10 protein-coding genes are annotated in these 12,188 nt (G+C 69.8%); 6 read left to right on the forward strand and 4 right to left on the reverse strand.

The annotated features are described in order from the left end of the window. The first annotated feature begins 28 nt into the window (after window positions 1-28). Together B0I29_RS24850 and B0I29_RS24855 are read left to right on the forward strand one after the other, a co-directional pair. Window positions 29-2,941, forward strand: a complete 2,913-nt coding sequence (locus B0I29_RS24850; RefSeq protein ID WP_111651471.1) for a vitamin B12-dependent ribonucleotide reductase — start codon at window positions 29-31, stop codon at window positions 2,939-2,941. Window positions 2,942-3,001: 60 nt separating this feature from the next. Continuing rightward, window positions 3,002-3,283, forward strand: a complete 282-nt coding sequence (locus B0I29_RS24855) for a hypothetical protein (RefSeq protein ID WP_146616882.1) — start codon at window positions 3,002-3,004, stop codon at window positions 3,281-3,283. A gap of 16 nt (window positions 3,284-3,299) precedes the next feature. Here the strand turns inward: B0I29_RS24855 and B0I29_RS24860 are convergent, their stop codons facing one another. Next, window positions 3,300-4,202, reverse strand: a complete 903-nt coding sequence (locus tag B0I29_RS24860; protein WP_111651473.1) for an alpha/beta fold hydrolase — start codon at window positions 4,200-4,202, stop codon at window positions 3,300-3,302. A gap of 104 nt (window positions 4,203-4,306) precedes the next feature. Here B0I29_RS24860 and B0I29_RS24865 point away from each other — a divergent pair, with 104 nt between their 5' ends. Beyond that, on the forward strand, window positions 4,307-4,864 hold the full coding sequence (locus tag B0I29_RS24865) for a hypothetical protein (protein WP_245972721.1): 558 nt from the start codon (window positions 4,307-4,309) through the stop codon (window positions 4,862-4,864). A 5-nt stretch (window positions 4,865-4,869) separates the two neighbouring features. On the opposite strand, the gene B0I29_RS24870 is transcribed toward B0I29_RS24865, so the two are convergent. Beyond that, complete coding sequence (locus B0I29_RS24870) at window positions 4,870-5,562, reverse strand: iron-dependent transcriptional repressor DtxR (RefSeq protein ID WP_111651474.1); 693 nt, start codon at window positions 5,560-5,562, stop codon at window positions 4,870-4,872. Between the two features lie 149 nt (window positions 5,563-5,711). Here B0I29_RS24870 and B0I29_RS24875 point away from each other — a divergent pair, with 149 nt between their 5' ends. Together B0I29_RS24875 and B0I29_RS24880 are read left to right on the forward strand one after the other, a co-directional pair. Beyond that, window positions 5,712-6,893, forward strand: coding sequence for an acetoin utilization protein AcuC (locus B0I29_RS24875; RefSeq protein WP_111651475.1), 1,182 nt, complete (start codon window positions 5,712-5,714; stop codon window positions 6,891-6,893). 4 nt (window positions 6,894-6,897) lie between these two features. Then, window positions 6,898-9,471 carry a bifunctional acetate--CoA ligase family protein/GNAT family N-acetyltransferase gene (locus B0I29_RS24880; RefSeq protein WP_245972722.1) on the forward strand — a complete coding sequence of 858 codons (2,574 nt, stop codon included), beginning with the start codon at window positions 6,898-6,900 and terminating at the stop codon, window positions 9,469-9,471. A 34-nt stretch (window positions 9,472-9,505) separates the two neighbouring features. On the opposite strand, the gene sigB is transcribed toward B0I29_RS24880, so the two are convergent. Then, window positions 9,506-10,477 carry an RNA polymerase sigma factor SigB gene (gene sigB / locus B0I29_RS24885; protein ID WP_111651608.1) on the reverse strand — a complete coding sequence of 324 codons (972 nt, stop codon included), beginning with the start codon at window positions 10,475-10,477 and terminating at the stop codon, window positions 9,506-9,508. A gap of 251 nt (window positions 10,478-10,728) precedes the next feature. Here sigB and B0I29_RS24890 point away from each other — a divergent pair, with 251 nt between their 5' ends. After that, window positions 10,729-11,517: a sporulation protein gene (locus B0I29_RS24890; protein ID WP_111651609.1), complete on the forward strand. Its 789-nt coding sequence runs from the start codon at window positions 10,729-10,731 to the stop codon at window positions 11,515-11,517. Here B0I29_RS24890 and dtd read toward each other — a convergent pair. Beyond that, window positions 11,514-11,936 (reverse strand): D-aminoacyl-tRNA deacylase, encoded by a 423-nt coding sequence (dtd, locus tag B0I29_RS24895; protein ID WP_111651476.1) that lies wholly within the window; start codon window positions 11,934-11,936, stop codon window positions 11,514-11,516. The two genes, B0I29_RS24890 and dtd, sit on opposite strands and share 4 nt — an antisense overlap. Window positions 11,937-12,188: the final 252 nt, after the last annotated feature.

Raw genomic sequence — 12,188 nt, forward strand, 5'->3', positions numbered from 1 at the left:
GTGGTACTACGAGGGGGAGCACATCCTTATGGCCGGAGACGGCATCACTGCAGGTCGCCAGCGCAGCCGGACGAGCGGCGGCACCGGCGCGGCGGCCGGGGGGCTGCGAGTGGAGCGGGTGTGGACGACCGAGGGCGTCCACCCGTACGACGAGGTGGAGTGGGAACGCCGCGACGTCGTCATGACCAACTGGCGTGACGGCTCGATCAACTTCGAGCAGCGTGGCGTGGAGTTCCCGGCGTTCTGGAGCGTGAACGCCGCGAACATCGTCACGACCAAATACTTCCGGGGTGCGGTCGGTACCACGGTGCGTGAGCAGTCGCTGAAGCAGCTCATCGACCGCGTGGTGAAGACGTACCGCAAGGCGGGCGAGGAGAACGGTTACTTCGCCACCCCGGCGGACGCCGAGCTCTTCGACCACGAGCTGACCTGGATGCTGCTGCACCAGGTGTTCAGCTTCAACTCGCCGGTCTGGTTCAACGTCGGCACCCAGTCGCCGCAGCAGGTCAGCGCCTGCTTCATCCTGTCCGTCGACGACTCGATGGACTCGATTCTCGACTGGTACAAGGAAGAGGGCCTGATCTTCAAGGGCGGCTCCGGTTCCGGAGTCAACCTCTCCCGGATCCGCTCCTCCAAGGAGCTGCTCTCCTCCGGCGGCACGGCGAGCGGCCCGGTCAGCTTCATGCGCGGCGCCGACGCCAGCGCGGGAACCATCAAGTCCGGCGGCGCCACCCGGCGCGCGGCGAAGATGGTCATCCTCGACGTGGACCACCCGGACATCGAGGAGTTCGTCCGGACCAAGGCGCGCGAGGAAGACAAGATCCGCGCGCTGCGGGACGCCGGCTTCGACATGGACCTGGGCGGCGACGACATCGTCAGCGTCCAGTACCAGAACGCCAACAACTCGGTCCGGGTCACCGACGAGTTCATGAAGGCGTACGAGGAGGGCACCGAGTTCGGCCTCCGCGGCCGGCTCAACGGCGAGGTCATCGAGACCATCGACGCGCGCAAGCTCTTCCGTGACATCGCCAAGGCCGCGTGGGAGTGCGCCGACCCGGGCCTGCAGTACGACGACACGATCAACGACTGGCACACCAACCCCGAGACGGGCCGGATCACCGCGTCCAACCCCTGCTCGGAGTACATGTCGCTGGACGACTCGTCCTGCAACCTGGCCTCGCTGAACCTGATGAAGTTCCTCAAGGCCGATGGCGGCTTCGAGGTGGAGAAGTTCGTCAAGAGCGTCGAGTTCATCATCACCGCGATGGACATCTCGATCTGCTTCGCGGATTTCCCGACCGAGAAGATCGGGATCACCACCCGCGCCTACCGCCAGCTCGGCATCGGGTACGCGAACATCGGCGCCCTGCTGATGGCCTCCGGCCTGCCGTACGACTCGGACGCCGGCCGTAACGTCGCCGCCGCCATCACGTCGCTGATGAACGGCACCGCGTACCGCCGCTCCGCCGAGCTCGCCGGCGTCGTCGGCGCGTACGAGGGCTACGCCCGCAACGCCGAGGCGCACCAGCGCGTCATGCGCAAGCACGCGGCCGCCAACGACGAGATCCGTCCCGTCGGCCTGGTCGCCACCGAGATCGTCCGTGAGGCCACCAAGCAGTGGAAGAACGGCAACAAGCTCGGTGAGAAGAACGGCTGGCGCAACGCCCAGGCGTCGGTGCTCGCCCCGACCGGCACCATCGGCCTGATGATGGACTGCGACACCACCGGCATCGAGCCCGACCTTGCTCTGGTCAAGTTCAAGAAGCTGGTCGGCGGCGGCTCCATGCAGATCGTCAACCAGACGGTGCCGCGCGCCCTGCGCACCCTCGGATACCCCGAGGAGCAGGTCGAGGCGATCGTCGAGCACATCTCCGACCACGGCAACGTCGTCGACGCGCCCGGCCTCAAGCCGGAGCACTACGCGGTCTTCGACTGCGCCATGGGCGAGCGGGTCATCGCGCCCCTCGGCCACGTGCGGATGATGGCGGCCGTGCAGCCGTTCATCTCCGGCGCGATCTCGAAGACGGTCAACATGCCGGAGACGGCGACCGTCGAGGAGATCGAGGAGATCCACTACCAGGGCTGGAAGCTCGGCCTGAAGGCGCTCGCGATCTACCGCGACAACTGCAAGGTCGGCCAGCCGCTCTCGGCCGGCAAGGGCGCCAAGGCGACCGAGAAGGCCGCGGCTGACAAGGCCGCTGCCGAGGCCGAGGTCACCAAGGCGGTCGAGAAGGTCGTCGAGAAGATCATCGAGTACCGCCCGGTCCGCAAGCGCCTCCCGAAGAAGCGCTCGTCGGAGACGGTGTCCTTCTCGGTGGCCGGCGCCGAGGGCTACCTCACCGCGTCGTCCTACCCGGACGACGGCCTCGGCGAGGTCTTCCTCAAGATGTCGAAGCAGGGCTCCACTCTGGCCGGTGTGATGGACGCCTTCTCGGTGGCCATCTCGATAGGCTTGCAGTACGGCGTCCCGCTGGAGACGTACGTCGCGAAGTTCACCAACATGCGCTTCGAGCCGGCCGGCATGACCGACGACCCGGACGTGCGCATGGCGTCCTCGGTGATGGATTACATCTTCCGTCGCCTGGCGCTGGACTTCCTGCCGTACGAGACCCGCGCCGAGCTCGGCATCTTCACGGCGAAGGAGCGGACCCTCCAGGCGCAGGCCGAGGCCGCCGCCGAGGCTGCCGCAGTGGACGTGGCCGTGACCGGCATGGCCTCCTCAGCCCCGGTTTCCTCCTCCACGGTCACCGTGGCCGAGATCGCCGAGGTGAAGGCCGTGCTGCCGGTGCCGGTGAAGGCCGGCTCGTCGACCGAGCTCCTCGAGGTCGTCACGGGCCACGCCTCCGACGCGCCGCTCTGCTTCACCTGCGGCACCAAGATGCGCCGCGCCGGCAGCTGCTACGTGTGTGAGGGCTGCGGCTCGACCTCCGGCTGCAGCTGAACGAGAACCATCTGATCGCCCGGTCCGCTTCGGTGGGCCGGGCGATCTATGGTTTGGGCCATGCTGAGAGCTGACGCGGTCAAGGGCGGCCTGGGACAGTCGCTGGTGGTGTGGGTGGCCGTCGTTGTCGCCCTGGCCTTCACGCGGCAGATCGCGGTCGCCGGGGCGCTCTTCGGCGCCGGCCTGCTGTCAGTGATCGTTCTCGGTCAGTGGCACAGGCGGCACGCGCGCCGGGACACCGCCGCCGGCGCCTTCACCGGGGCGGTGCTGTGGCCGATTCTGATCGGCCTGACGATCGTCCTGATCAACATCGCCTCGATGTCACTGTCCGACGTCGAGTGACGGCGGCCGGCAAGCCTCAGCGGTGCTCGGCCAGGAAGTCGCCGATGATCTGGGCGAGGGCCGCCGGCTGTTCGACCACCATGGCGTGTGAGGCGTCGGCCAGCGTCAGGTACCGCAGGTTCGGCACCGACTGGGCCTGCTCCACGAGATAGCGCCGGTGCGCCTCGTACAGCTCGGCGAAGGGCTCCTGCTCGGGCAGGCTGCGGGTCGGCAGGACCACCAGCTCGGGGCAGGTGGTCGCCGCGTAGACCGGGCCGAGGTCCAGCGAGTTCATCAGGGCGCGCAGCTCGGACGTGGTCCCCGCGGGCGGCCGGATCGAGGTCTCGCCGTTCACGTGGGCCAGGTTGCGCCGGAAGCCCTCGATCCACACCTTCTCGTTGGCGCCCATGTCGCGGGCCGCCATCTGCTGGCGTTCCACCAGGTCGGGCAGCTGGTCGGCGGGGATCACCTGGCCGGCGGACGCCTCGATCGCGTCGAAGACCGTGTGCAGCCGGGCCAGCTCGCCCGCCGCCTTCTCGGGGTCGAGGCCGGGCAGGTGCTCGGGCCGGCTGGGCGGCGGGTTGCCGTCCAGGCTCACCACGCCGGGCGTCTCGGGGTGCCGTTGCGCCCAGAGAGCGGCGATCATCCCGCCCAGGGAATGACCGGCCACCGCCGGCCGGGTCAATTCCATCTGTACGCACACCGCGGCCAGATCACCCAGCACGGCGTCCCAGGTCCACGGCCCATCGCCGGAGCGGCCGTGGCAGCGCAGGTCGACGGTGATCACCCGGTGCCGGGGGCGCAGCTCGCGGGCCAGCGTGGTCAGGTGCGCCAGGTTGCCGCCAGCGCCGTGCAGAAGCAGCAGCGGAGGCTGGTCGCCACCGAAGTCGCGCACGGCCAGGGGCAGGTCCCCGGCATCGATGAGACGGTCGTTGATCATTGGATCTCCCCATCAAAGGCGTGTACGGATGGTAACCACCAGCCCGACCCTTCCGCTCGCGCCCCGCGCCCAATAAGGTGTGCGCGGACCCGGGAGGATCACTAGTGCGTACGCGTTTCGCCGTGCCGGCCGTCGCTCTGCTGCTCGCCGTCTCCGGCTGCGGCCCACGTGACGACGAAGCCGCCGCGTCCACGCTGCCCCCGGTCGAGGTCGTCGCGCCGCCCGCCGCGTCGGCCGGTGGCGCCTGCATCCTCTGGGACTGGGAGTTCATCGAGGGGACCCTCGGCGTCAAGTTCTCGGTGGCCGCCTCCGACCAGGTCGACGAGACGTCGACGTGCGTCGTGCAGAACGTCGACCAAGAGTGGCCCGACCTGTCACTCTCCGTGGTCGAAACGACCAAGGCTGACGCCGAGATCTTCACCGAGGAGCGCATGCCGGCGAAGGCGACCAAGCTCAAGAAACTGGGCAAGGCCGCCTATCGGCTCACCGGCAAGGCCAAGGACGGGCACGGCCCGAGTGTGGAGATCGGCTGGCTGAGCGAGGCGAAGCAGCTCCAGACGCTCAAGTACACCTTCGAGAAGGGCGCCGACGCGGCGACCGTGAAGGCCATGAACGGGAAGCTTTTCGCCCTCGCTCAGCAGATGAACACCACCGACGGCTGACGGGGCTAGCGCGCGGCGACGAACACCCGCGACGCCACCTCGCGCGGCAGGCGGATCTTGTCGCCGGAGACGTCGATGGTGACGCCGTCGCGTTCCTGAGCCACGTTGACCGTGGTGCCCGGGTCTATCCCCGCGGCGTGCAGCTGGCGCAGCACGTCCGAGTTGGTCTGCACGCTCTCGCAGATCCGGCGGACCACGACGCTGCCGGTCAGTCCGGGGAAGGCCAGGTTGCGCTCGCCGTGGCCGAGCACCTCGTCCAGTGCGCTCTCGTCCGGCGCGCCCAGCTCCTCGAGACCCGGGATCGGGTTTCCGTACGGTGAGCGGGTCGGCTTGTTGAGCAGCTCGTAGACGCGTTTCTCCACGGAATCGCTCATCACATGCTCCCAGCGGCAGGCCTCCTCGTGGGCCTCCTCGTAGGGCATGCCGATGACGTTGACCAGGAGCAGCTCGGCGAGCCGGTGCTTGCGCATGACAGCGACCGCGCTGGCGCGGCCCATGTCGGTCAGGACCAGGTGGCGGTCACCCTCGACGGTCAGCAGACCGTCTCGCTCCATCCGGGCGACGGTCTGGCTGACCGTGGGACCGCTCTGGTGCAGGCGTTCGGCGATGCGGGCTCGAAGTGCGGGCACACCTTCTTCCTCAAGCTCGAGGATGGTGCGCAGGTACATCTCGGTGGTATCGACGAGATCGTTCACGATGCGGTCCTCCCAGCAGCGATAATACCGCGCGGCGGGGAGTTCACTTCCGCCCCGAGCAAGTGCCTGACGACCCTACCTGACAGCGGAACACGTGTGCTAACGACACGTCGTCCCCGACCGGGGGACAGCGCTCATGGGAGCATGTCCACATGGCGGACGAGACGACGGCTGTCGTGTGGGACAGTGCCCTGCTGGAGTACGACATGGGCGACCATCCGCTCAATCCGGTGCGTGTCGAACTGACCATGGCGCTGGCCCGTGAACTGGGTGTGCTGGACCGGCCCGGCGTCCAGATGATCACGCCGCGGCCAGCGAGTGAGATCGATCTCACTCGCGTGCACCGCGCGGATTACCTGGATGCCGTACGGCTGGCCCCCATCGATCCATTCTTCACCGGCTGGGGCCTCAACACAGCGGACAACCCGGTATTCGAAGGAATGCACGACGCCTCGGCGCGGATCTGCGGCGCCACCATCGCCGCCGCGGAGGCGGTCTGGAACGGCTCGGCCCGGCGCGCGGTGAACGTGTCCGGCGGCCTGCATCACGCGCTGCGGGCCCGGGCCGCCGGCTTCTGCGTCTACAACGACCCGGCCGTGGCGATCGCCTGGCTGCTCGAACACGGCGCCCAGCGGATCGCGTACATCGACGTCGACGTGCACCACGGCGACGGGGTGCAGGCGGCGTTCTTCAACGACCCGCGGGTGCTCACGGTCAGCCTGCACGAGACGCCGCTCGCGCTCTTCCCGGGCACCGGGTTCGCCGACGAGATCGGCGGGCCGGACGCCGAGGGCACCGCGGTGAACGTGCCGCTGCCGCCGGGCACCGAGGACGCCGGCTGGCTGCGCGCCTTCCACGCGGTGGTGCCGTCGGTGGTCCGGGCGTTCGCGCCGGAGATCATCATCAGCCAGTGCGGCGCCGACGCCCACCGCCTCGACCCCCTCGCTGACCTGCGGCTGTCGGTGGACGGCCAGCGGGCCGCGTACGTCGCGATCCGCGCGCTCGCCGACGAGATCTGCGACGGCCGGTGGGTGGCGACCGGCGGGGGCGGGTACGCACTGGTCGAGGTCGTCCCGCGGGCCTGGACACACCTCCTCGCCGTCGCCACGGGGGAGCCGCTCGACCCGGAGACGCGTACGCCGAAAGGCTGGCGTGAACTCGCGGCGCAGCGGTGCCCGGGAAGTCCGGTGCCCGAGTCGATGTCCGACGGCGTGCCTCCGGTGATGGAACACTGGTCGCCGGGTACGACCGATCCGGTGGACCGGGCCATCCAGGCGACCCGGACCGCTGTCTTCCCCCTGCACGGACTGGACCCGCACGACCCAAGGGACTGAGGACGTGGAGAACCGGGCCATCACACGAAGCGCGGACATCCTGCTCGCCGACGGCTCGACCGCGCACCTGCGGCAGATCCGCGCCGAGGACGCCCCGGCAATCGTGGACTTCCATTCCCGGATGAGCGACCGTACGCGCTACCTGCGCTACTTCTCGCCGTACCCGCGGATCCCCGAGCGGGACCTCCAGCGTTTCGTGAATGTGGACCATCACGACCGGGAAGCCTTCGTGACTGTCGACGCCGACGGCCGGATCACCGCGGTGGGCCGGTACGAGCGTCTCGGCGAGGACTCGCCGGAGGCCGAGGTGGCCTTCGTCGTCGAGGACGCGCTGCAGGGCCGGGGCATCGGCTCGGTGCTGCTGGAGCACCTGGCCGAGGCGGCCCGGGACAACGGCATGACCCGTTTCGTCGCCGAGGTGCTGCCGGAGAACGGCGGGATGCTGCGGGTCTTCGGCGACTCCGGCTTCCAGGTGCAGCGGCGGTACGCGGACGGTGTGGTCCACCTGGACTTCCCGATCGCGCCGACCGAGAAGTCCCGTGAGGTGCAGGAGTCCCGCGAGCACCTCACCGAGGCCCGGTCGATCGCCCGGCTGCTGGCCCCGCGTGGCATCGCGATCTACGGCGCCAGCGCGAGCGGACAGGGCATCGGCGCCGCGATGCTGGGCAACCTGCGCGACGGCGGGTACACCGGCGCCATCGTCCCGGTGCATCCCACGGCGGAACGAGTTGCCGGGCTGAAGGCGTACCGAAGTGCCTCGGAAGCCGGTGTCCCGATCGACCTCGCCCTGATCGCGGTGCCTGCCCACGCGGTTCCGGATTCCGGGACCGACGCCGCCCGCGCGGGCGCGGGCGGCGTCGTGGTGGTCTCGGCGGGTTTCGGGGAGACCGGGCCGGAAGGCGCGGCACAGCAGCGCCGCCTCGTGGAGGCCGCGCGCGCCGCCGGGCTGCGGGTGATCGGCCCGAGCAGTTTCGGGATCGCGAACACCGAGGCCGGCGTCCGGCTGAACGCCACGCTGTCGCCACGGCTGCCGAAAGCCGGCCGGGTCGGCTTCTTCGCGCAGAGCGGCGCGCTCGGTGTGGCGCTGCTGGCCGAGGCGGACCGGCGTGGGCTGGGCCTGTCGAGTTTCGTGTCGGCCGGCAACCGGGCCGACGTCTCCGGCAACGACCTGCTCCAGTTCTGGCAGGACGATCCGGGCACCGACGTGGTCCTGCTCTATCTGGAGACGTTCGGCAACCCGCGCAAGTTCGCCCGGCTGGCCCGCCGGATGAGCCGGGTGAAGCCGGTGGTTGCGGTCGCGTCGGCGACGAGGCCGCCCGGGCTGGCGGGCGATGCGCCCGGTCCGGACGCCAATGCGGTGACTGCGCTTTTCGCGCGTTCTGGCGTCATCCGCGTGGACACCGTTCAGGAACTTTTCGACGTCGGCATGCTCCTCGCCCACCAGCCGCTGCCGGCCGGCCGCCGGGTCGCCGTGGTCGGCAACTCCTCGGCGCTGGCCGAGCTCGCCGTCGTCGCCTGCCGGGCCGCCGGTCTGACCGTGGCCGACGGCTATCCGAGCGACGTCAGCCCGACCGCCACCGCGCACGATCTGGCCGACGCGCTCGCCGACGCGGCGGTCGACCCGAGGGTGGACGCGCTCGTCGTGGTCTTCGCCCCGCCGGTGCCCGGCCAGCACGCCGACGAGGACGCCGACTTCGCCGCGGCGGTGGCGAGCGTGGCGCTCGCCGGGGAGAAACCGACAGTCGCCACGATGGTGTTCGGGCAGGTCCCGCGCCGGGTGCCGGCCTACGCGTCGGTGGAGGAAGCGGTGCGGGCGCTGACCCGGGTGGTCAATTACGCCGACTGGCTGCGCCGTCCGCCGGGTGTGATGCCCGTGCTGTCCGGTGTGGACGTGGAGGCTGCCGAGGCCGCCGCCGACGCCGGTGACACCGGCGCGCTCCTGACCGCTTACGGCATCCCGGTCGTGCCGTCCACGCTGGCCGGTTCCGCCGACGCCGCGGTGCTGGCGGCGGGCGCGCTGGGTTATCCGGTCGCGCTCAAGGCGGCAGGCGGTGGGTTGCGCCATCGGATCGACCTCGGCGCGGTGCGCCTCGCTCTGGGCGAGGCAGACGACGTACGCACGGCGTACGGCGAACTGTCCGCCGCGTTCGGCCCGGACGTGCTCGTGCAGACCATGGTGCCGGCGGGTGTGGCCTGCCGGATCGAGGTGGTCGAGGACCCGGCGTTCGGCCCGGTCGTCGGGTTCGGCCTCGGCGGTGTCGCGAGCGAGCTGCTCGGCGACCTGGCCTGGCGGGCCGCGCCGCTGACCGACCGCGCCGCGGAGGCGCTGGTCGACGAGCCGCGCGCGGCCCCGCTGCTGCACGGTTACCGGGGATCGACACCGGTGGACCGGGCAGCGCTGATCGATCTGTTGTTGCGGGTCGGCCGGATCGCCGACGAGCACCCGAGGATGCGGTCACTCACGCTGAACCCGGTGCTGGCCCGGCCGGACGGTTGCTCCGTCCTGCACGCCGCCGCCGAGTTCGGCGATGCCGGTGTCCGTCATGACACCGGCCCGCGGAGGCTGCGAAACGCCTGAGGTCAGGACCCGCAGACCTCAGGGCCCGCAGACCTCAGGACGCGTACGCCTCGAGGCGGGAGGCCCGCTCCGGGTCGCGCAGCTTGAGCATCGTGACCTTCTCGATCTGGCGGATGCGCTCGCGGCTCAGGCCGAACTCGCGGCCCACCTCGTCGAGGGTGCGCTGCCGGCCGTCGTCCAGGCCGAAGCGCAGCCGGATCACCGCCGACTCCCGCTCGGAGAGGGTGGCGAGCACGATCTCGACCTCGCTGCGCAGCTCGCCCTGGCCGACGCCCTCACCGGGCTGGTTCGGGTCGACCGCGGCGACGAAGTCACCGAGGGCGCTCTCGCCGTCCTCGCCGACCGCCTGGTCCAGGCTGACCGGCTCCCGGTCGTACGAGATCAGCTCGATGACCTGGTACTCCGGGACGTCCATGGTCTTGGCGATCTCGCTGATGCTCGGCTCCCGGCCGAGCGAGGCGGCCAGGTCGCGCCGGCAGCGGACCATGCGGTTGACCTGCTCGACCATGTGCACCGGGATGCGGATGGTGCGGGCCTGGTCGGCCATGGCGCGGGTGATGGCCTGGCGGATCCACCAGGTGGCGTACGTGGAGAACTTGTAGCCCTTGGTGTAGTCGAATTTCTCGACGGCGCGGATGAGGCCGAGGTTGCCTTCCTGGATCAGGTCCAGGAATGCCATGCCGCGACCGGTGTAACGCTTCGCGATGCTGACCACGAGGCGGAGGTTCGCCTCGAGCAGGTGGTTTTTCGCCGCCTTGCCCTCGGCCGCGATGATGAGGAGCAGGGGCGCAAGCTCGGCGGGGGCGGCGGGGAGTTTCTCCTCCGCGTACAGCCCGGCCTCGATGCGCTTCGAGAGGGTGACCTCTTCGACGGCGGTGAGCAAGCGTGTGCGGCCGATTCCGTTCAGGTACGCACGGACCAGGTCGGCGGAAACGCCGCGCTCGTCCGTGGCGTCCAGGTCGGCGAGCGCCTCGATCCCCTCGGTCACGATCTCTTCGACTGCCATCTGCTCCGACGCCTTCATCTCCAGGACCACTTGAGTCCCCTCCCCGCGATTAACGTCTCGTGCGTACCAGCCGCTTCCGTGCCGGTGACGCAAGCTTCGTCGCAAGCGCGTTAAGCGGAGGTGAGGCCAGCCTTCAGGTGGCATGAATCAGGGAGAACCCTGACGTCGACAAGCCGACAACCCGGTCGTTCGGGCAGTGCCGGTACTTGCCGGTCGCCGATAATGTGCCTGGACGAGAAAGGGTGATGACTGTGGTCTTCAAGCGCATGATGCAGGCGTTCGGTGTGGGTGGGCCTTCGGTCGACACCGTGCTGGCGAACCCCAACACCTATCCGGGCGGGTTCCTGGAAGGCACCGTCCACGTGGTCGGCGGTGACCACGCTGTCGACATCGAATATCTCGCGATCGGCCTGATCACCAGGGTCGAGGTGGAGAGCGGTGACAGTGAGTACCAGACCGACCAGGAGTTCCACCGGCAGCGCCTGACCGGTTCGTTCAAGCTGGAGCCCGGCGCGCGTCACGACGTCCCGTTCCGCTTCGACGTCCCGTGGCAGACGCCGATCACCGAGGTGTACGGGCAGCACCTGCACGGGATGACGATGGGTCTGACCACCGAGCTCGAGGTGGCCCGCGCCGTCGACAAGTCCGATCTGGACGCGGTGGCCGTGCACCCGCTGCCGGCCGAGGAGCGGATCCTGGAGGCGCTGCTGCGTCTCGGTTTCCGGTTCAGCCGGGCGGACGTGGAGAAGGGCCGGGTCTACGGGGTGGACCAGCAGCTCCCGTTCTACCAGGAGATCGAGTTCTACCCGCCGTCGTCGTACGCGAGCGGCATCAACCAGCTCGAGCTGACGTTCCTGCCGACGCCGAACAAGCTCCAGGTGATCCTGGAACTGGACAAGCGTGGTGGCCTCCTCAGCGAGGGGCACGATTCGTTCGGCAGCTTCGACGTGGATTACGCGACCGCCGACCAGATCGACTGGGCCGGCCGGCTCGACCAGTGGCTGCGCCAGTCCGCGCAGCGCCGCGGCCTGTTCTTCTAGAGCTCCAGCAGGACCGTTCGCGGTCCGACGTTCACGCTTTCGACGAGCATGTGTGCCCGGAAGCGGCCGGTGGCGACGGTCGCTCCCCGGGCGCGCAGCGCCTCGACGAACGCGGTGATCAGCGGCTCGGCCACCTCGGCCGGCGCGGCCGCGTTCCAGGTGGGCCGGCGACCCTTGCGCGCGTCGCCGTACAGGGTGAACTGGCTGACCGCCAGCACCGGCGCGTCCTCGTCCGAGGCCGACCGGTCGCCGTCGAGGATGCGCAGCTCCCACGTCTTGCGGGCCAGCTCGGCCGCTTTCGCCGCCGTGTCGTCGTGAGTCACTCCGACCAGCACGAGCAGGCCGTCCTTGATCTCGCCGACGACCTCGTCGCCGACCGTCACACTCGCACGGCTCACGGTCTGTACCAGTGCGCGCATCGCGGCCCCCTGCCGTTCCGGCCGCCTCGCCGGTCGCGGCGGCCGTCAGGACGGTAACCCGGAGGACCCGGAGGCTCTGATCCCGGGTGTTCCGCGAGTGAAATAGCGATTTGCATAGATATACCCATGGCCTGCCCTCTGCCGGTGCCAGGATTTTCCTGGTCGGAGGGGAACGCCGGCCACATGACTCCGGAATCGACCGGACGGCGCGCTCCTGATCACGGTGACCTGTGCCGGATCGACCGTATGCGG

The organism is Actinoplanes lutulentus (assembly GCF_003259845.1).
Lineage (GTDB): Bacteria > Actinomycetota > Actinomycetes > Mycobacteriales > Micromonosporaceae > Actinoplanes > Actinoplanes lutulentus.

Coding starts and splice junctions, on each gene's coding strand:
- B0I29_RS24850 (WP_111651471.1), top strand. CDS start 29: ATGGCCGGAGACGGCATCACTGCAGGTCGCCAGCGCAGCCGGACGAGC.
- B0I29_RS24855 (WP_146616882.1), top strand. CDS start 3,002: ATGCTGAGAGCTGACGCGGTCAAGGGCGGCCTGGGACAGTCGCTGGTG.
- B0I29_RS24860 (WP_111651473.1), bottom strand. CDS start 4,202: ATGATCAACGACCGTCTCATCGATGCCGGGGACCTGCCCCTGGCCGTG.
- B0I29_RS24875 (WP_111651475.1), top strand. CDS start 5,712: ATGGCGGACGAGACGACGGCTGTCGTGTGGGACAGTGCCCTGCTGGAG.
- sigB (WP_111651608.1), bottom strand. CDS start 10,477: ATGGCAGTCGAAGAGATCGTGACCGAGGGGATCGAGGCGCTCGCCGAC.
- dtd (WP_111651476.1), bottom strand. CDS start 11,936: ATGCGCGCACTGGTACAGACCGTGAGCCGTGCGAGTGTGACGGTCGGC.